The 21581-nt window shown below is 74.4% G+C and carries 7 protein-coding genes; 4 read left to right on the top strand and 3 right to left on the bottom strand.

Going from position 1 to position 21581, the window contains the following annotated elements; genetic code table 11:
• Positions 1-224 precede the first annotated feature (224 nt).
• Positions 225-938: a hypothetical protein gene (locus tag FLL47_RS27795; protein WP_144123836.1), complete on the top strand. Its 714-nt coding sequence runs from the start codon at positions 225-227 to the stop codon at positions 936-938.
• Here the strand turns inward: FLL47_RS27795 and FLL47_RS27790 are convergent.
• From FLL47_RS27790 to FLL47_RS27780, 3 genes are read right to left on the bottom strand one after another with little or no spacing between them, the layout of a single operon-like run.
• Positions 928-1734 (bottom strand): ABC transporter ATP-binding protein, encoded by an 807-nt coding sequence (locus FLL47_RS27790; RefSeq protein WP_144123834.1) that lies wholly within the window; start codon positions 1732-1734, stop codon positions 928-930. The genes FLL47_RS27795 and FLL47_RS27790 overlap by 11 nt on opposite strands.
• A gap of 1 nt (position 1735) precedes the next feature.
• On the bottom strand, positions 1736-2926 hold the full coding sequence (locus tag FLL47_RS27785; RefSeq protein ID WP_246158711.1) for a FecCD family ABC transporter permease: 1191 nt from the start codon (positions 2924-2926) through the stop codon (positions 1736-1738).
• A gap of 5 nt (positions 2927-2931) precedes the next feature.
• Positions 2932-3963, bottom strand: coding sequence for a FecCD family ABC transporter permease (locus FLL47_RS27780; protein ID WP_144123831.1), 1032 nt, complete (start codon positions 3961-3963; stop codon positions 2932-2934).
• Positions 3964-4106: 143 nt separating this feature from the next.
• Between FLL47_RS27780 and FLL47_RS27775 the strand changes: the two genes are divergently transcribed.
• The 3 genes from FLL47_RS27775 to FLL47_RS27765 are packed head-to-tail and all read left to right on the top strand — an operon-like array spanning position 4107 to position 21575.
• A complete protein-coding gene (locus tag FLL47_RS27775; protein ID WP_246158709.1) occupies positions 4107-5147 on the top strand; it encodes an iron-siderophore ABC transporter substrate-binding protein in 1041 nt (346 codons plus the stop codon).
• Positions 5148-5205: 58 nt separating this feature from the next.
• Entirely contained in the window at positions 5206-21360 is a 16155-nt protein-coding gene (locus FLL47_RS27770; RefSeq protein WP_144123829.1) for a non-ribosomal peptide synthetase, read from the top strand.
• The gene (locus FLL47_RS27765; RefSeq protein ID WP_144123827.1) at positions 21357-21575 is read left to right on the top strand and encodes an MbtH family protein; all 219 of its coding nucleotides are present in this window, start codon (positions 21357-21359) and stop codon (positions 21573-21575) included. The genes FLL47_RS27770 and FLL47_RS27765 overlap by 4 nt, the downstream gene beginning before the upstream one ends.
• Positions 21576-21581: the final 6 nt, after the last annotated feature.

Here is a 21581-nt window from a genome sequence, read left to right as displayed (position 1 = left end):
GTTTCGTCAAGATCTACTAACGAATCGACCGTAGATGTCCGGCCGATACCCGTCGTGACCTGGGCATGAGGTTGTCGTGAACGTTCGCGTACACGCCGGTGCCGGGGTGCGGCGCGCATCAGCCGTGCGACACCCGGCTCAGGGAAGCCCTGGGCGGCACCTCGGGGTCACCGTCCGGGGGCGGCCCGGAGGCGGGACGCGCCGTCCCGGCAGAGGATCGATACGTGAAGAAACCTGCCGCTGTCGCGCTGTTCGCCGCGCCGCTCCTGCTCGCCGCTTACGGGCTCGTCCGTCTCGTCGGCAAGTCCGACGGCATGTACGGGCCGGGCTTGGACTGGCAGGCCGCGCACCTGCTCGCCCTCGCCGGTGTGCTCCTGTTCGTGCCCGGCGTCCTGCACCTGGGCGGGCTGCTGCCCCGGGGGCCGTGGCGGTCCGGTGTCGTGGGCGTGACCCTGTTCGGCCTCGCGGCCTCGATGGTCCAGTTCGGAGCCGACATCTGGTTCGCGCTGCGCGCCGACGACAAGGCCGGTATGCAGGCGCTGTCCGGTGACTTCGGCGACATCCCAGGCGTGGACCTGGTCGTCTACCAGGTGGGGCCGCAGCTGTTCTTCGTCGGATTGCTCGTGCTGGCGATCCTGGCGGCCCGGGCCCGACGGCTGCCGTGGTGGAGCCCTGCCGTACTGCTCGTCGGCATCTTGCTGCCTCCCGTGACGCTGGACCTGCTGCCGCTGTCCGGCCTGCTGATCCTGGCGGCCCTGTGGCCGGCGATCCGCGGTGGACGCGCCATCGCGGGCCACGGCGCGGCCGGGTCGAAGGGCACCCCTGCAGCCCCCGGCACCAGGGACGCAGGCGGGGCTGGGACGTCCAAGGGCAGCAGGGGATTCGCGGACAGCCGGGACGAGGTGTACGCGGGACCGCCCCCGCGCGTCACGCCGTGACGGCCCGGGCGGGATGGTGGCGGCTCAGCGGGATGACCATCGGGGTGGCGGTGACGGGGTCGGGCACGACCCGACAGTCCAGCCCGAACACCTCGGTGACCAGCTCCGCCGTCACCACCGCGGCCGGGTCGCCCTCGGCCGCGATCCGCCCGTCGCGCATCACCACGAGATGGTCGGCGTACCGGCAGGCCTGGTTGAGGTCGTGCAGCACCATCACCACGGTGCGCCCGTCGCGCCGGTTCAGGTCGGTGACGAGGTCGAGCACGTCGACCTGATGGGCCAGGTCCAGGTACGTCGTCGGCTCGTCGAGCAGGAGCACCGGGGTCTGCTGGGCCACGGCCATCGCGATCCAGGCCCGCTGCCGCTGTCCGCCGGACAGCTCGTCGACCGGCCGGTGAGCGAGGTCGGTCATGCCGGTGGCGGCCAGCGCTGCGGCCACGGCCTGCTCGTCGGCGGTGGACCACTGCCGCCACCAGGTCTGGTGCGGCGAGCGGCCCCGGCCGACCAGGTCGAGCACGCTGATGCCCTCGGGGGCCACCGGCGCCTGCGGCAGGATGCCCACCTGCCGTGCGACCTGCCGGGTCGGCAGCGAGTGGATGGCCCGCCCGTCGAGCAGCACCGCGCCGTGCACGGGGCGCATCAGCCGGGCGAGTGCGCGCAGCAGCGTCGACTTGCCGCAGGCGTTGGCCCCGACGACGACGGTGACGCGTCCCGGCGGGATCTGCAGGTCCAGGTCGGACACGACGGTGCGGTCGTCGTAGGCGAGGGTCAGGCCCTCGGCCCGGATTGCCGTCATGTCAGCCTCCACTGCCGGCGCGGTTGGAGCGGATCAGGAGCCGGAGCAGGAACCCGGCGCCGATGGCCCCGGTCACCACCCCGACCGGCAGGTCCACGTCGGGGAGCAGGTGCCGGGCCAGCAGGTCGCTGCCCGACACCAGCAGGGTGCCGGTCAGCGCGGACAGCAGCACCGGCGGCGCGGACAGCCGGGCCAGCCGCTGCGCGATCTGTGGCGCGGCCAGCGAGACGAACAGCACGGGCCCGGCCGCGGCGGTGGCGAACGACACCAGCGCGACGCTGACCAGCAGCAGCAGGCCACGGGCGAGCTGCACGGGTGTGCCGAGGCCGCGGGCGACGTCGTCGCCGAGCTGCAGGTTGCGGTTCCATCCGGCCAGCAGCAGCGCCGCGGGCAGCAGCACGGCGACGGCGATACCCAGTGGGCGTACGGCCTCCCAACCGCGTCCGTTGAGGTTGCCGACCAGCCAGCCGACCGCCTCCTGGGCCTGGTGCATCTTGGCCCGGGTGAGCAGGTAGTCGGTGGCGCTGGTGCACATCCAGGACACGCCGATGCCGACCAGCACGATCCGGAACCCGGTGCTGCCCCGCCGCCAGGCCAGCAGGTACACCGCGAGCGCGCCGAGCAGGCCGCCGGCCAGCCCGAGGGTGGGCGTGCCGAGGGTGTCGCCGAAGCCGAGCACGATGCCGGCGACGACCGCGGTGGTGGCTCCGGCGTTGATGCCGACCATGTCGGGGCTGGCCAGGGGGTTGCGGGTGATCGCCTGCAGCACCGCGCCGGAGGCCGCGAACGCCGCGCCCACCAGCACGCCGGTCAGCGCACGGGGCAGCCGCACCTCGTGGACGATGAAGACGGTGCCGCGTGCGCCGGAGCGCCACAGCGCCGGAACCACGTCGGCCAGCGGCACGGGATAGTCGCCGAGGGCCAGCCCGAGACAGAACACCCCGAACGCGGCGAGCGCGGTGATGACGCACATGACGACCAGGCGCGGTCGCAGCGGCAGGCCGAGCACCGCGGGCCGCAGGGCGCGAGCGGGCCGCTCGGCGGGACGGCTCGCGCCGACCTTGAACGGGCCTGCGGTGTCCGGCGCCTTCGCGCGGACCGGTTCCGGTGTGGCGGTGGTGACCGCCCTGACGGCGGCAGGGGTGACCGGTTCGGGTGCGGCGGCCGCGGCGCCTGGGGTCGGGGGAGTCACGGCGGTCACATCTCGGCCAGGCGTCGGCGGCGGGCCAGCGCGATGAAGAACGGCCCGCCGAGGAACGCCACGACGATGCCGGCCTGGATCTCCTCGGGCCGGGCGACGACGCGGCCGAGGACGTCGGCGGCGATCAGCAGGCTCGGCGCGCCGAGCAGGGTCAGCGCGAGGATGCGCCGGTGATCGGGGCCGGTGACCATGCGGGCAAGGTGCGGGGTGACCAGGCCGATGAAGACGATCGGCCCGGCCACGGCGACGGCGGTGCCCGCCAGCACGGTGATGGCGAGGGTGGCCCGCAGCCGGATGAGGCCGACCCGGCGGCCCAGCGCCACGGCGACGTCCTCGCCGAGGGCGAGGCTGTTCAGCGCGGGCGCGGTGGCCAGCGCGAGCACCGCCGCGGCGGCCAGCAGCGGGGTCACCTGCCACAGCGTGGCGGCGTCGGCGGAGGTGAGGGATCCGGCCGCCCAGAACCGGAACCGGTCCAGTGCGAGCGGGCTGCGCAGCACGAGGGCGCTGGTGAAGGAGCCGAGCAGGAACGTCACCGCGATACCGGCCAGCGCCGTCTTGACCGGGGTCGCGCCGCCGCGGCCGAGGCCGCCGAGCAGGTGGACGCTGACCGCGCCGGCGAGCGCGCCCGCGAACGCGTACCAGATCAGGTTGGTGGGTGCGGTGCTCGCGCCGAACGCCGCGACCGCGAGCACGATGGCGAACGACGCCCCGGCGCTGACCCCGAGCAGGCCGGGGTCGGCGAGCGGGTTGCGGGTCAGGCCCTGCATCAGCGCGCCGGCCAGGCCGAGCGCCGCGCCGACGAGCAGCCCGGCGGCGGTGCGCGGCATCCGCACGTTCCAGACGATCGCCTCGATCTGGGGATCGGCGCCGGCGCGGTCGAACAGTGCGTCGGCGACCTGTGCAATGGGGACGGCGCGGCTGCCGAAAGCCAGTGAGAGCAGGCACAGCACGGCCAGCAGCACCGCGGCCGCGGGCAGGTACGCGGCAGCGTGCCGTAGCCGGGCGGGTGGCGGGGGAACCGGGGTCACCTCGACCTCATGGTCATCATCTTAAGGTGAGCCTTGCCTTACCGGAAGGCGGGGCCTGACCAGGGCAAAAGCCGTGAATCTTGAAATTAGGTTAGCCTTACTTTACCATCCCCTCAGTTGCCCACCCTAGTCGAGGGGAAGTCATGTCCACCCTGCCGAAGCACGCCGGCCCCGTGCGCGCACGTCGCATGTGGTCGGTCACCAGCCGGTTGTCCGCGGCGCTCGCCGCGGCCACGCTGGCCCTCACCGCCTGCGGCGGTGACCCGGCCGCGACGCCCGCGCCGAGCGGCTCCGCAGCTCAGGGCGCCGCCTTCCCCGTCACCGTGTCGCACAAGTACGGCGACACCGTCATCGACAAGGCACCGGCCCGGGTCGTCACGCTCGGTCTCAGCGACCAGGACCCCGTGCTCGCCCTCGGCGTGGTGCCGGTCGGCTCCATCGACTGGTTCGGTGAGCGCCCCTACGGCAAGTGGCCGTGGGCGCAGCCGCTGTGGGGCGGCAAGGCCCCCGAGGTCGTCGGTGAGCGCGACGACTACAACCTCGAGAAGATCGCGGCCCTGAACCCCGACCTGATCATCGGCATGTACTCCGGCATGAGCCAGGAGCAGTACACCAAACTCACCCAGATCGCGCCGACCGTGGCGCAGGTCAAGGGCTACGACGACTACAGCGCGCCGTGGCAGGAGATGACCATGCACGCCGGCCGGGCGCTCGGGCAGCCCGGCAAGGCCGCGGAGCTGATCGCCGCGATCGACAAGCGGCTGACCGACCTCAAGGCCAAGAACCCGCAGTTCGCGGGCAAGACCGTGGCCGTGGTCGAGCCGTACGAGCCGGGCAAGTACGCCGTGTTCGCGCCCAGCGACCCGAAGGTCGTGCTGATGACACAGCTCGGCTTCACCGTGCCGGAGGCCATCGTCAAGGCCGCGGGCAGCGAGTACGCCGCCGAGATCGGCTCCGAGCGGCTCGACCTCATCGACGTCGACAAACTGGTCTTCCTCACCGCCGACGCGTCGACCGAGAAGACCGTGAAGGCCGACAAGGTCTACACCACGCTCAAGGTCGCCAAGGAGAACCGGGCGGTGTTCCTGCCGTACGAGACGCCGCCGGTCGGCGCCGCGCTGTCCTTCGGCACGGTGCTGAGCATCCCGTACGCGCTGGACCAGATGGTCCCGCTGCTCGGCTGAGCCCCCGTATCACCGCTACCACCGCGCCACCCGTACCGCCCCCGAAAGGTGTCTCCCCGTGACCGAGACCGTGTCCCAGCCCGTATCGGACGAGGAGCTGCACCGCATCCTCGTGGCGTGGAACGACACCGCTTGCGGGCAACCGCCGGCGACCTGGCCGGAGCTCTTCGCCGACCAGGTCGCCCGGCGGCGCGACGCGATCGCGCTCGTGTACGAGCAGACCAGCCTCACCTACGGCCAGCTCGGCGCGGCAGCCAACCGGCTCGCGCACGCGCTGATCGCGCGCGGCGCCGGTCCGGAGCGGGTGGTGGGCCTGTGCCTGCCCCGATCCGCGGAGATGATCGTCGCGCAGGTGGCCGTGCTCCAGGCCGGCGCGGCCTACCTGCCGCTCGACCCGGACTACCCGGCCGACCGCATCGCCTACATGCTGGACGATGCGCGTCCGGTGTGCCTGGTCACGATCGCGGACCTCGCCACCGCCCTGCCGGGCCAGGCCGACCCCGCGCGGCCCGCGGCCTCGGCCGGGCCGACGCCGTCGGCCGTGCCGGTGCTTCTGCTCGACGATGCGGCCACCCGGGCCGAGCTGGTCGCCGCGCCGGAGACGGCGCCGTCCGATGACGACCGAGGCGGCGCGCTGAGCCCGCTCGGGGCGGCTTACGTGATCTACACATCAGGCTCGACCGGGCGGCCCAAGGGTGTCGTCGTGTCCCATGCCGGTGTGGTGAAACTGCTGGCCACGGCAACCGAGCGGCTCGGCGTCGGACCGGACAGCAGGGTGCTGCAGTTCGCCTCGCCGAGCTTCGACGTGGCCTTCTTCGACCTGTGCCTGGGCCTGCTCACCGGCGCGCGGCTGGTCGTGGTGCCCGCCGAGCGCCGCGTGCCCGGACCGGAGCTGACCGACTACGCCCGCGCCCACGGCATCACCTTCATGATCCTGCCCCCGGCGCTGCTGGCCGCCCTGCCCGAGGGCTGCGACCTGCCGGAGGGTGCGACCCTGCTGGCGGGCACCGAGCGCATCTCGACCGCGCTGGTGGCGCGCTTCGCCCGCGGCCGCGAGATGTTCAACGCGTACGGCCCGACCGAGGCGACCGTGAACTCGACGCTGGGCCTTTGCGACCCCGACATGGACCCGCTCGGCACTGTGCCGATCGGCGTGCCCGACCCGGGCACCCGCTGCTACGTGCTCGACGCCGAACTGCGCCCCGTGGCCGTCGGCGAACTGGGCGAGCTCTATCTCGGCGGGCCCGGCCTGGCCCGCGGTTACCTGAACCGCCCCGGCCTCACCGCGGCGCGTTTCGTCGCCGACCCGTTCGGCGCGCCAGGCGAGCGCCTCTACCGCACCGGGGACCTGGTGCGCTGGCTGCCCGACGGGCGGCTGGACTTCACCGGCCGCACCGACGACCAGGTGAAGATCCGCGGGTACCGGGTCGAACTGGGCGAGGTCGAGTCGGTGCTGCTGCAGCACGAGTCCGTCGGCCAGGCCGTGGCCGTGGTCCGGCAGGACCGGCCCGGCGACACCAGGCTCGTGGCGTACGTGGTGGCCCGCGACGGGCAGGCCGTGGCACCGGCCGAGGTGCGGGCGTACACCCAGGGCTTCCTGCCCGAGCACATGGTGCCCGCGGCCGTGGTGGTGCTGGACCGGCTTCCGGTGACGACCAGCGGCAAGCTGGACCGGGCCGCGCTGCCCGCGCCCGACTTCGCGACGATGACCGGCGGGCAGGCCGCCCGCGACGCCCGCGAGCAGCTGCTGTGCGACCTCTACGACCAGGTGCTCGGACTGGCCGGGGTGGGTGTCGACGACGACTTCTTCGCCCTCGGCGGCGACAGCATCGTCTCCATCCAGCTGGTCATCGCGGCCCGCCGCGCCGGGCTGACCGTCACCCCGCGGCAGGTCTTCGAGCAGCGCACCGTCGCCCGGCTGGCCCTGGTCGCGGCCGCCGTGGACCCGGCCCGCGCGGACGACCCGATGGCCGGTGTCGGCGAACTGCCGCTCACGCCGATCATGTCCTGGCTGGACGGCTGCGGCGGCGAGATCGACGCGTTCAGCCAGTGGCTCGCGGTACGCGTGCCCGCCGGCGCGACCCGCGCGACCCTGGCCGCGGCCCTGCAGGCCGTCACCGACCGCCACGACGTGCTCCGCTCCCGCCTGGACCGGGCCGTCCCCGGCCGCGCCGGACGGCTCGCCGTCGCCGCGCCGGGTGCCGTCGCCGCAGCCGCTCACCTGCACCGCGTCGACCTGACCGGCGCGTCGGAGGCCGTCACCTCCGCTGGCGAGCCCGCCGACACCCACCGCCGGGGTGCCGACCATGCCGAACCGGTGGGCCCGCTGTCGGACGACAGGCTGCGCGCGCGGCTGGACGCGGCCGCGCGAGAGGCCGGGCAGCGGCTGGACCCGACCGCGGGCGTGATGTTCCAGGCGGTATGGCTCGACGCCGGGCCGGACCGTCCCGGCCACCTGGTGGTCATGCTGCACCACCTGATCGTCGACGGCGTGACCTGGCGCATCCTGCTGCCCGACCTCGCCGCCGCGTACGCCGACGCCGTCGCGGGCCGCCTGCCCCGACTCGCCCCGGTCGGCACCCCGCTGCGCACCTGGGCGCAGCAGCTCACCGCCGCCGCCGAACACCCGGACCGGCTCGCCGAACTGGACCTGTGGACCGGCATGCTCGACGGCGACGATCCGGCGCTGTCGCACCGCGCCCTCGACCCGGTCGGCGACCTGGCCTCCGTCCGCCACCTCACCCTGCACCTGCCCACTGCGGCGACCGCGCCGCTGCTGACCACCGTGCCCGCGACCTGGCACGCGGGCGTCAACGACGTGCTGCTCACCGCGCTGGCCACCGCCGTCAACCGGTGGCGGACAGCTCGGCAGATGCCGACCCCGCCGGTGCTGGTGGCCCTGGAAGGCCACGGGCGCCAGGAGGAGATCGTGCCCGGCGCGGACCTGTCGCGCACCCTGGGCTGGTTCACCAGCATCTTCCCGGTGCGCCTGGACCTCGGGCCCGACCCGGACGATCTCGGTGCGGGGCTCAAGCACGTCAAGGAGCGGCTGCGCGCCCTGCCCGACCACGGCATCGGATACGGACTGCTGCGCCACGCCAACCCGGAGACCGCCCCGGTGCTGGCCGCGCTGCCGCAGCCGCAGCTCAGCTTCAACTACCTGGGCCGCTTCGGCGTCGACGAGGCCGGCGACTTCACCGCGCTGCCCGGCGTCGGCATGCTGGCCGGCGGGTACGACGCCGCGATGCCGGTCGCGCCGTACACGCTGGAGATCAACGCGTTCGCGCAGGAAGGCCCGGACGGGCCGGCGCTCGGGGTCACCTGGGCGTTCCCGGCGGACCTGCTGAGTGAGGAAGCGGTGCGCGAGCTGGCCGAGGGCTGGTTCGCCGCGCTCGGCGAGCTGGCCGACGCCGCCGCCGCGCCGGGCGCGGGCGGGCACACCCCGTCGGACTTCCCGCTGGTCGAGCTGTGCCAGGCCGATGTCGACGGACTCGCGGCGCTGGTGCCGGGGCTCGACGACGTGCTGCCGCTGTCGCCGCTGCAGGAGGGCCTGCTGTTCCACGCGTACGCCGGGGACGGCAGCTACCAGGTGCAGCAGGTCGTCGAGCTGCACGGGCCGGTCGACGCCGACGCGGTCCGCCGCGCCGTGGACACGATCGTCGCCCGGCACGCGCCGCTGCGCGCGTCGTTCCACGAGCTGGCCGACGGTCGCCTCGTCCAGGCGGTGTCCGCGACCGCGACCGCCCCGTGGCGGCAGGTGGATCTGTCGCGCATGGACGCGGGCTCCTCGGCGGAGCTGTTCGCGCAGCTCCTCGCCGACGAGAAGGCGGCCGTCTTCGACGCGGCCGTCGCGCCGCTGGTCCGCCACCTGCTGGTCGACCACGGCGGCGACCGGCACACGCTGGTCTTCACGCACCACCACATCGTCACCGACGGCTGGTCGGCCACGGTCGCGCTGCGCGAGCTGATGGCGCTGTACGCCACCGGCGACGTCGCCGTCCGGCTCCCGTCGGTGACGCCCTACCGCGAGCACCTGCGCCGCCTCGCCGACCGCGACCGGGCGGCCGCGGAAGACGCGTGGCAGGCGGCACTGTCCGGCGTGGACGGCGCGACCCTGCTCGGGCCGGAACCCGCCGTGCACGCGCAGGCCCTGCCGGAACCGGCCTCGGATGCGCAGGCCCTGACGGCGGCCGAGCACCTCGCCGCGGCGCAGACGCGATCGGCCACCGCCCCGGCGGCCACGGACGCCGAGGCGATCCAGGTCACGGTACCCGTCGCCGACGGCACGGGCGTACGGCTCGCCGCCGCCGCGCGGGCGCACGGCACGACCGCGAGCACCCTGCTGTACGGCGTCTGGGGCCTGCTCCTCGGCCGCCTCACCGGACGCCGCGACGTGCTGTTCGGCAGCACCGTGTCCGGCCGCGACAGCGACACCCCCGGCGTCGAGTCGATGATCGGCCTGTTCATCAACACCGTGCCGGTCCGCGTGAGCTGGGCTCCACACGAGCCGCTGCGCGAGGTCGTGTCCCGGCTCGCGCGGGCGCAGACCGCCCTGCTGGACCACCAGCACCTGGGCCTGACCGCGATCAGCCGCCTCGCGGGCGGCGGCGAGCTGTTCGACAGCCTCGTCACCGTCGAGAACCTGCCCGCCGACGGCGACCTGCGCGACGCCTCCAACACGGTCCGGGTGGCGGGCGTGTCCTACCGCGAGGCCACGCACTACCCGGTCAGCCTGCTCGCCACCCCGGGCGGCGAGCTGTCGCTGGTCATCGAGTACGACCCGGCGCGCCTACCCGCCGCGACCCTGGCCCGGCTGCGCACCGGGCTGCCCGCGCTGCTCGACGCCCTACTGGCCACGCCGGACCTGGCCGCCGGTGCCGTCGACCTCGGCGGCGCGCCCGAGCCGCTGCGCGGCGAACCCGCCGCGCAAAGCGGTGCGGGCCTGGCCGCGCTCGTCGCCGAGCAGGCGGCCCGCAACCCGCACGCGGTCGCCGTCATCGCAGCCGACGAGCAGCTCACCTACGCCCGGCTCGCCGGTCGCGCCGCCGCGCTGGCGGCGCGCCTGACCGCCCGTGGCGCCGGGCCGGAGCACGTCGTCGCCGTTGCGCTGCCGCGTTCGGCCCGCCAGGTCACGGCCATGCTCGGCGTGCTGTACGCCGGAGCCGCGTACCTGCCGGTCGACCCCGCCGCGCCGAACCTGGACGCGCTGCTCGCCGACGCCGGGGTCACCACCGTGGTGACGACCCCGGACCTGCTGTCCCGCCTGCCCCGCCGGGCCGGGCTGTCCTACGTGCTCGCCGGTGTCGAGGAGGCGGCGGGCACGCCCGCGGCCGTGGACCCCGAGCACCCCGCGTACGTCATCTACACCTCCGGCTCGACCGGACGCCCCAAGGGCGTGCTGGTCACGCACCGGGCGATCGGCAACCAGCTGGAGTGGTCGCAGCGCACCTTCGGGCTGCACGCCGCCGACCGGATGCTGCAGCTGGCCCCGGCGACGTTCGACACCTCGGTCTGGGAGCTGTTCTGGCCGCTGACCGCCGGTGCGGCGGTCGTGCTGCCGGAGCCCGGCGCGCAGCACGATCCGGCCGAGCTGGCCGCGCTCATGCGGGCCCACCGGGTCAGCGCCGCGACTTTCGTGCCGTCCATGGTGGAGGCGTTCCTGCTCGCCGACGACGTGCTCGCCGACCCCTCGTGGGCCGCCGACCTGCGCTGGGTCTCCTGCGGCGGCGAGGCGCTGACCGGTGACCTGGCCCGCCGCTGGGCGCAGGCGACCGGCACCCGCCTGGACAACTTCTACGGCCCCACCGAGACCGCCGTGCAGGTCACCTGGTGGCCCAACGACGGCGAGCACGGCTCGGCCGTGCCGATCGGCGGCCCCGTGGCCGACACCGGCCTGCACGTGCTCGACGACTGCCTGCGCCCGGTGCCCGTCGGCGTGCCCGGCGAGCTGTACGTCTCCGGCGTGCAGCTCGCCCGCGGCTATCTCGGCCGCGCCGCGCTGACCGCGTCGCGCTTCGTCGCCGACCCGGCCGGCGCACCCGGCGAGCGCATGTACCGCACCGGTGACCTCGTCGTCCGCCACTCCGACGGCACCCTCACCTACCTGGCCCGCACCGACCACGAAATCAAGATCCGGGGGGTACGCATCGATCCCGCCGACGTCGAGTCCTGGCTGACCAGCCGCCCCGACGTCGCCCAGGCCGCCGTCATCGCCCGCGCCGACGGCCCCGGCAGCGTCCAACTCGTCGCCTACGCGGTCCCGGCCGCCGGACGCGCCCTCGACCCCGCCGCCCTCCGCGACGCGGCCACGTCCGCGCTGCCCCCGACCCTGGTCCCGGCCGCCTTCGTCATCCTGGGCACGCTCCCGCGCACCGCCAGCGGCAAACTCGACCGCGCCGCCCTGCCCGCCCCCCGCACGGCGTCCCTCGATCACCCGACTTGCCAGGCATGTGGGCGTAAGCACGCTCAAGATACGCACGAGTGCCAGGCAACTCCGACGATCACCGGCGAGGCCGTGACCGGACCGGTGGCGGCGCTGTGCGAGATCGTCGGGGCGGTCCTCGGGGCCGCGGCCGTCGGGCCGGACGACGACTTCTTCGCCCTCGGCGGGGACAGCATCCTGTCCATCGGGGTCTCCAGCCGCGCCCGCCGGGCCGGGCTGGCGGTCAGCCCGCGCGACGTGCTCGCCGCCCGCACCCCGCGCCGGCTGGCCGACCTCGCCGCCGCGGCAGCCGTATCGCCGCCGCACCACATCGAAAATGATGTGGCCACGTCAAAAATGATGTCGCCGCACACGGACATGTCCGCCGCGGCGGTCACCGGTCCGGTCGTGACCGCTGGTCCGGTCGTGACCGCTGGTCCGGTCGTGACCGCTGGTCCGGTCGCGACCGCTGGTCCGGTCGCATCGGCGGTGCCGGTCGCGGTGGTGCCGGGTGACGGGGTCGGCGATGTGCCGCTGCTGCCGATCGTGCACTGGCTGCGCGACACCGGCGCGGCCATCGACCGGTTCACCATGCCGATGCTGCTGGTCACCCCGGCCGGGGCGGACCAGCGGTCCATCGCGGCGACGCTGCAGACCGTGCTCGACCACCACGACGGCCTGCGGCTGCGCCTGCAGCGCATCGCGTCCGTGCTGTGGACCCTGCGCACCGAGCCGAGCGGCCCCCTGACCGCGACGGACCTGCTGGTCCGCGTGGACATTGCCGGCGTCGACGAAAACGCGCTGCCGGATCTGCTCGCCGAGCATGCGGCGACAGCCACTGCGCTGCTCGACCCGGACACGGGCAGCATGCTGCGCGCGGTCTGGTTCGACGCGGGCAACCGTCCGGGCCGCCTGCTGCTGGCCGTGCACCACCTCGCCGTCGACGGCGTGTCCTGGCGCATCCTGTTCGAAGACCTGGCCACCGCCTGGCATGCCGCCGCCTCCGCTGCCGCCACGGCACTGCCGCCGGTCGACACCTCGCTGCGCCGGTTCGGGCAGGCCATCACGGCCCAGGCCCAGCAGCCCCAGCGCCTCGCCGAACTGGAACACTGGGCACGGACCCTCGCCCCCGGCGCGGACCTGCTGCCGGGCGTGCAGGTGACTGACGCCGCGGCCCCCGCGAGCCGGATCACGACGCTGCCCGCCGACGTGACGGCGTCGCTGCTGGCGGCGGTGCCTGCGCTCGGTGGCGAGATCACCGACGGGCTGCTGGCCGCGCTGGCCACGGCGGTGCGCGGCTGGCAGGAGCGGCACGGCCGGGCGGCCGGGGAGCTGCTGGCGGACGTGGAGCGCCACGGCCGTGAGCAGCTGGAACCGGACCTGGACCTGTCCCGTACCGTCGGCTGGTTCACCAGCGTGCAGCCGGTCCGCCTGCCGGTCGCTGACGCCGAGCCCGCCGCGCTGATCGAGGCCGTCGGCGAGCGGCTGCGGGCGGTGCCCGACGGTGGCATCGGCCACGGCATGCTGCGCCACCTCAATGCGCAGACCGCACCCCTGCTGGCCCGCCTCGCCACGCCGCAGGTCCTGTTGAACTACTTCGGCCGCTTCCCGGCGGCGACCGGCGCGCCCTGGACACCAGCCCCGGAATCCGCCGCGATCACCCCGGTCAACGGCGGCCTGCCCGCAACCCACCTGCTCCAACTGGACGTCGTGGCCGCCGAGGGCCCGCACGGCACCACCCTCACCACCACCTGGACCTGGCCCCCCAACGCCCTCACCGACACGGACATCACCGACCTCGCCACCCTCTGGCACGACGCCCTCACCGCCGTCGCGACCGCCGCAGGCGACCTGCAGTTTCAGGGAAACAGCACGAACAACGGACCCCTTTCAAGCAGTTTCCCCGAAACCGCACACGCAGACGGTCCGGGGCCGCTGTTGGAGCTGACCGCGGAGGAGATGGGGCGACTGGCGGAGGTCAGCCCGGGGCCCGTGTCGGATGTGTGGCCGTTGTCGCCGCTGCAGGAGGGGCTGTTCTTCCACGCCAGCTATGACACCGCGGCGCTGGACGTCTACACCGGACAGGATGCGTTCGACCTCGGGTATCGGGTCGACGCGGACCGGCTGGAGCGGGCGGGGCGGGCGCTGTTGGCCCGCAACACGGCTATGCGGGCGGGCTTCACCAGCGAAGGGCTGTCCCGTCCGGCGCAGTTCGTCGCCGATGGGCTGGATCTGCCGCTGATCGAGGCCGACCTGTCGGACCTGACCGCCGAGCAGGCCGCGGCGCGTACCGCCGAGTTGATGGCCGCGGACCGGGTGGCCCGGTTCGACCTGGCCCGGCCGCCGCTGTGCCGGATGCTGCTGATCCGGATGCCGAGCGGCCGCGACCGCCTCGTCATCACACACCACCTGATCCTGTGGGACGGCTGGTCCGAGGAGCTGTTCGTCGAGCAGCTGTTCACCCTGTACGAGCGCGACGGCGACGCGACCGGCCTGCCCGCGCCGGGCTCGTACCGCGACCATCTGGCCTGGCTGGCCGCCCAGGACGGGCAGGAGGCCGACACGGTGTGGCGTGAGTCCCTGGCGGGGCTGGCCGAGCCGACCCTGATCGGCCCGGCGGACCGCACTCCGGCCCCGGCCGTGCCGCAGCGGGTCGAGGCCCGCCTGCCCGAGGGCGTCAGCGACCGGGTGCGCCAGGTGGCCCGTGCGCAGGGCCTCACCCTGAACACCGTGCTGACCACGGCGTGGGGCCTGACCCTGGGCGCGCTGACCGGCCGCCCGGACGCGGTGTTCGGCATGACCGTCGCCGGACGGCACAGCGAGGTCGAGGGGGTCGAGGACGTCATCGGCCTGTTCCTGAACACCGTCGCCGTGCGGATCGCGCCGTCGCCCGGTGAGCGGGTCGGCGACCTGCTGCGAAGGGTGCAGGACCAGCGCCTGGCGCTGATGCCGTACGACCACGTCGGCCTGGGCCAGGTGCAGCGCGACAGCGGGCACGCGACCCTGTTCGACACCCTGTATGTGCTGCAGAACTTCGTGGACGAGGACGGCAGCGCCGACCTGCGCGCCCGGCACGGCATCGAGGCCGTCGACGGTGTCGATGCCACGCACTACCCGCTGACGCTGGTGGTGACGCCGCAGCGGGCGATCCGGGTGGCGCTGGACCACCGCCCCGACATCGTGGACGGCCCGGCCGCGCAGGCGGTGCTGGACCGGCTGCTGACGGTGCTGGACCGGCTCGTGTCCGACGTGTACGCGCCGGTGCGGGAGTTGGATCTGCTGCTGCCCGCCGAGCGGGCCGCGCAGACCGCCGAGCGGGCACGCACCGGGCACGACATCGGCGAACTGACCGTCGCGGACCTGCTCGCCGAGCAGGCCTCCCGTACACCGGACGCCGTCGCGCTGGTCGACGGGGCGCTGAGCCTGACCTACGCCGAGTTCGACGCGCGGATCAACCGGATGGCGCGGCTGCTGCTGTCCCGTGGCGCGGGCCCGGAGACCGTGGTGGGGCTGGCCCTGCCGCGCACCGTGGACATGGTGGTGGCGCTGTTCGCGGTGCTGCGCACCGGTGCGGCGTACCTGCCACTGGAACTGGACCTGCCCGCCGAACGCCTCGGCTTCATGATCGAGGACACCGCGCCGATGTGCGTGCTGAGCACCTCAGCGGTGGCCGGTCGCCTGCCCGAAGGCCTGGACCGGCTGGTGCTGCTGGACGACCCGCAGGTCAGCGCTGAGCTGGCAGCCTATGCGGGTGGCGACCTGGCCGACGCGGAGCGGCCGCTGTTCGCGCCGGGGGTGGCCGGGCGGCTGGACCACCCCGCATACCTGATCTTCACGTCGGGTTCGACCGGCCGTCCGAAGGGCGTCGTGACGGCGTACCGAGGGCTGACGAACATGCAGCTCAACCACCGCGAGGCCATCTTCGACCCGGTGATCGGGGCCGCGGGCGGACGCCGCCTGAAGGTGGCGCACACCGTGTCGTTCGCCTTCGACATGTCGTGGGAGGAGCTGCTCTGGCTCGTCGAGGGCCACGAGGTGCACGTCTGCGACGAGCAGCTGCGCCGCGACGCGCCCGCGCTGGTGGCGTACTGCGACCGGCACGGGATCGACGTGGTCAACGTGACCCCGACCTACGCACAGCACCTGATCGAGGAGGGGCTGCTGGCCGACGGGCCGGGCCGGCACCGGCCGCCGCTGGTGCTGCTCGGCGGTGAGGCGGTCTCCGACGCGGTCTGGGCCGCGCTGCGCGACACCCCCGGCACGCTGGGCTACAACCTGTACGGGCCGACCGAGTACACCATCAACACCCTCGGCGGCGGCACACTCGACAGCGACAGCCCGACCGTCGGCGCGCCGATCTGGAACACCCGGGCACACGTGCTCGACGCGATGCTGCGCGAGGTGCCGCCCGGCTCGCCCGGCGAGCTGTACATCGCCGGCATCGGCCTGGCCCGCGGCTACCACCTGCGCCCGGACCTGACCGCGGAGCGTTTCGTCGCCGACCCGTTCGGCGCGCCGGGCGAGCGCATGTACCGCACCGGCGACCTGGTGCGACGGCGTACGGACGGGAACATCGACTTCCTCGGCCGCACCGACGACCAGGTGAAGATCCGCGGCTACCGGGTCGAGCTGGGCGAGATCGAGTCGGCGCTGGGCACGCACCCGGCCGTCGCGCACGCCGCGGTGATCGTGGACAGCTCCGGTGACGGCGCGAAGCGGCTGGCCGGGTATGTCGTACGCGGTCCCGGCTGGGACCGTGCGGACGAGGTCGTGCTGCCCGCGCTGCGCGAGCACCTCAAGCGGACCCTGCCCGACTACATGGTGCCTGCGGCCCTGACGGCCGTGGAGCGGCTGCCGCTGACCGTCAACGGCAAGCTCGACGTACGCGCCCTGCCGAAGGCGACCGTGGTCACCGGCGCGGCGAGCCGCCCGCCGGCCACGCCCGCCGAGCAGACGCTGTGCGAGCTGTTCGCGCAGCTGCTGGGCCTGCCCGCGGTGGGCGTCGAGGACAGCTTCTTCGACCTGGGCGGCCACTCGCTGCTGGCGATCCGCCTGGTCAGCCGGGCGCGCACCGCGCTCGGGGCGCAACTGTCCATCCGGGACCTGTTCGAGGCCCCGACGGTGGCGCAGCTCGCCGCCCGGATCGACCCGGCCGCGTCCACCACACGGGCCGAGCTGGTGGCCCGCCCCCGCGAGGGCGCGCTGCCGCTGTCGGCCGCGCAGCAGCGGCTCTGGCTGCTGGAGCAGCTGGCGGGGCCGTCGGCGGCCTACAACTTCCCGCTGGTCATGCGGCTTCGTGGCGAGCTGGACCGGGCCGCGCTGCACGACGCCCTGCACGATGTGGTGGCTCGGCACGAGTCCCTGCGCACCGTGTTCACCGCGGTCGAGGGCGAGCCGTTCCAGCGCATCCTGCCCGCAGACCAGGCCCGGCCGGTGCTGGACCTCGTCGCAGCCGACGGGGCGGCCGTGGCACGGCTGGTCGACGAGGCGTCGGCGCGCCCGTTCGACCTGGCTGCCGAGCTGCCGCTGCGCGGCACGCTGATCGAGGCCGGGCCGGACGAGCACGTGCTGGTGCTGCTGCTGCACCACATCGCCACCGACGAGTGGTCCGACGGCCCGTTCCTGCGCGACCTGGCCGCCGCCTACCAGGCCCGCCTGTCCGACGACACGCCTGACTGGGCACCGCTGCCGGTGCAGTACGCCGACTACACGCTCTGGCAGCGTGACCTGCTCGGCGACCCGGCCGACGCGGACAGCCTCGCCGCGCGCCAGCTCGCGTACTGGACGAAGACACTGGCCGGAGCACCCGAGGAGCTGACCCTGCCCACCGACCGGGCCCGCCCGGCGGTGCCGGACGCCCGCGGCGGCTCGGTCTCCCTGGACCTGCCCGCGGCCGTCGCCACCGGCCTGCGGGACCTGGCCGCCCGGTCGGGCACGAGCATGTTCATGGCCGCACACGCGCTGACGGCAGCGCTGCTGCACCGCGTCGGCGCGGGCGACGACCTGCCGCTGGGCGCCCCCATCGCGGGGCGTGGCGAGGAGGGCCTGGACGACCTCGTCGGGTTCTTCGTCAACACGCTGGTGCTGCGCACCGACCTGACCGGTGCACCGTCGTTCACCGACCTGCTGACCCGGGTGCGCGAGACCGACCTGGCCGCGTTCGCCCACGCCGACGTGCCGTTCGACGCCGTGGTGGAGGCGGTCAACCCGGCCCGCTCGCCGGGCCGCAACCCGCTGTTCCAGGTCATGGTGGTGCACCGCAACCACCTCGGCGACTGGTCCGGCCTGGCCGGGCTGGATTGCACGGACCAGCCGCTGGACACCACCACCGCCCGGTTCGACCTGGTCGTGGAGCTGCTCGACGGCCCCGACGGCGAGCTGGAGTGCCTGCTCACCTACCGCAGCGCGCTGTTCGACCGGGCCACGGTCGAGCTGCTCGGGCGGCGGCTGGCGCGGCTGGCCGGGGCGGTCTGCGCCGCGCCCGACCAGCCCCTGGCGGACCTGGACCTGTTCGTCGACGGTGAGCTGGACCAGGTGCTGCGCGGGTTCAACGCGACCGCGCGGCCGGTGGCCGAGCTGACCCTGCCCGAGGCGTTCGCGCTGCGGGTGGCCCGAGCCCCCGAGGCCGTCGCCGTGATCGACGGCGAGCGCGAGGTGTCCTACGTGGAGCTGGCCGCCCGCGCCGGGCGGCTCGCCCGGGTCCTGGCCCACCGGGGCGTACGCCCGGAGAGCGTGGTCGGCGTCGCCGTGCCCCGCTCGCTGGAGACCATCGTGACGGTGCTCGCCGTCAACCGGCTTGGCGCCGCGTTCCTGCCGCTGGACCTCAACCACCCGGCCGACCGCCTCGCGTACATGATCGAGGACTCCGGCGCGGCGCTGGTGGTGACCACCGGCAAGGCCAAGGGCCTGCTGCCCGAGACGGCCACGCCGATGCTGGTGCTCGACGACATCACCGACGCGACCCCGGTGCGCCCGGTGCTGCCCGCGCCGAAGGGCCTGGACCACGCCGCGTACGTCATCTACACCTCCGGCTCCACCGGCCGCCCCAAGGGCGTGACAGTGTCGCACGAGGGCATCGGCAGCCTGGTCGAGACCGCGGTGGACCCGATGGGCGTCACGGCCGACAGCCGGGTGCTGCAGTTCGCCTCGATCGGCTTCGACGTGTTCGCGTTCGAGGTGTCGATGGCCCTGTGCACCGGGGCCGCGCTGGTCATCACCCCGGACGAGGCCCGCACGCCGGGTGCGGCGCTCAGCGAACTGCTGTACGCCCACGGGGTCACCCACGCGATCCTGCCGCCGTCGCTGGTCTCCATCCTGCCGCCCGACGCCGACCTGCCCGAGGGGCTGTGCGTGCTGGTCGGCACGGAGACGGTGCCCGCCGGCCTGATCAACCGCTGGGCCGGGCACCTGAAACTGTTCGCCGCGTACGGCCTCACCGAGGCCACGGTCAACTCGACCCTGTGGCGGGCCGTACCCGACTGGGACGCGCCGGTGCCGATCGGCCGCCCCGACCCGAACACGCTCGCCTACATCCTCGACGAGCGGCTGCGGCCGGTGCCGGTCGGCGTCGTCGGCGAGCTGTACGTCGGCGGCCGTGGCCTGGCCCGCGGCTACCTCGGCAAGCCCGGCCTGTCCGCGCAGCGCTTCGTCGCCGACCCGTTCGCCGCGCCGGGAGCGCGCATGTACCGCACCGGCGACCGGGCCCGCTGGAAGGCCGACGGCGACATCGACTTCCTGGGCCGGTCCGACAACCAGGTGAAGATCCGCGGCTTCCGGATCGAGCCGGGCGAGATCGAGGCGGTGCTGGCCGGGCATGAGACGGTGCGGCAGGCGGCCGTGGTGGCCGACCGCACCGGCGACACGACCAGGCTCGTCGCGTACGTGTCGCCCGACGGTCCCGCCGACCCGGCCGTACTGCGCGCGCACGTCGGCGTGGTGCTGCCCGAGTACATGGTGCCGTCGCTGGTGGTGGTGCTCGACGGGCCGCTGCCGGTCAACCCGAACGGCAAGGTCGACCGCCGGGCGCTGCCCGCGCCGGACTGGGGCTCGCTGGCCGGTGACGCCAAGCCGGTCACCGCTCGGCAGCACCAGCTGGCGGAACTGTTCGCGGAGGTCCTCGGCCTGCCCGAGGTCGGCGTCCACGACAACTTCTTCCACCTGGGCGGCCACTCCATGGCCTCGATGCGCCTGATCGGCCGGGTACGCACCGCGCTCGGCGCGGACCTCGCCATCCGCGACGTCTTCGACGCCCCGACCGTCGCCGAACTGGCCGAACGCCTCGACCGGGCGGCCGGAGCCGCCCGGCCGCGGCTCGTCCGCGCAGCGACCGCCTCCGCGACGGAACACGGGTCCGCCGGTGCGGGCGTCGTCGGCGAAGCGGCGATCGACCGCACCGCCACCGATGAAGGCTTCGCCGCAGACCTGGCCGAGCGGCTCGCGCCGGTGCAGCTGCACCCGTGGCGCCTGCACCGCATCGTCGGCCAGCCCGGCTGGGACATCGCCTTCGCGGTGCCCGCCTCCGAGCTGGACCTGGTGGCGCTGGAGGCGGCGCTGCGCGACGTGGTGGCCCGGCACCAGCCGCTGCACACGGTGATCGGGGCCGACGGCACGGTGCGCTGCGCACTGGGCGAGCGGGTCCTCGAACCCGTCGCCGACGACGGCACGCCACTGGCCGCGCGCCTGGAGGCGCTGGCCAGGGAGACCGTCGACCTGAGCGAGCGCCCGCCGCTGCGGGCCCGGCTGGTCATCGGTGCGGACGAGCACGGCACGCCGCGGCGCGCCCTGCTGCTCACGACGCACCACCTGGGCGTGGACGAGTGGTCGGTGGTCCCGCTGCTGCGCGACCTGCCCGCCGCCTACCTGGCGCGGCAGCGCGGCGAGGCCCCGGACTGGCGGCCGCTGCCGGTCGACTACGCCGACTACACGCGGTGGGCGTACGCGCTGCTCGGTGACCCGCAGGACCCGGCGAGCCGGCACGCGCGGCAGCTGGCCTACTGGCGCGACACCCTGGCGGGGCTGCCCGACCTGGACCTGCCCGCGGACCGCGCCCGCGACGGCGTCGTGTCGCGGCGCGGCGAGACCGTCGAGTTCCTGCTCGACGCCGACCTGCACCGCGGCGTCGACGAGCTGGCCCGGCGCACCGGCACCAGCATGTTCATGGTGGTGCAGGCCGCGTTCGCGACGCTGCTCACCGGGTACGGCTGCGGCACGGACCTGCCGATCGGCAGCCTCGTCGCGGGCCGGACCGAGGAGGCGCTGACCGACCTGGCCGGATGCTTCTACAACACCGTCGTCATGCGCACCGACACCTCCGGCGACCCGGCGTTCACCGGGCTGCTCGACCGGGTCCGGGCGACCGACCTGGCCGCGCTGGACCACCAGGACGTGCCGTTCGCGGCCGTGCTCGACGCCGTCGCGCCAGGGCTGGACGGGCCGCGGGTGATGGTGGTGCACCACGAGGAGGCGAGCCTGGGCGACGGCGTGCTGCGCTTCGACCAGATCCCGACCGGCACGGTACGGGCCGACCTGACCGTCAGCTTCTACGAGCCCGCCGGGGACACTCCGGTGCACGTGGAGCTGGAGTACGCCACCGCCCGCTTCGACCGGGCCACCGCGCAACGGATCGCCGCCGACCTGCTGCTGGTGTTGTCGACCGCGGTGGCACGACCCGACCTGGCCCTGTCCGGGCTGTTCCCGCCGGCGGCCGCCGGCACCGAGACGTCGCCGAGCCCGCTCGGCGTCGAGACCCCGCCGGCCCCGGCCGGCACCGATGTTCAGGAGAAGAAGCGATGACCAACCCGTTCGAAGACGCCGACGGCCGCTACCTCGTGCTCGTCAACGACGAGGACCAGCACTCGCTGTGGCCCGCGTTCGCGGCCGTCCCGGCGGGCTGGCACACCGTGTTCGGCGAGGACACCCGCGAGGCGTGCCTGGCCTACGTCGAGACGAACTGGACCGACCTGCGCCCGCGCAGCCTGCGCGAACGCATGGACGCGGCGGCGGGCTGAGTCGTG

This window comes from Catellatospora sichuanensis, assembly GCF_007483665.1.
Lineage (GTDB): Bacteria > Actinomycetota > Actinomycetes > Mycobacteriales > Micromonosporaceae > Catellatospora > Catellatospora sichuanensis.
Note: the sequence above shows the minus strand (reverse complement) of the source record. Positions and strands in the feature narration are given on the sequence as shown.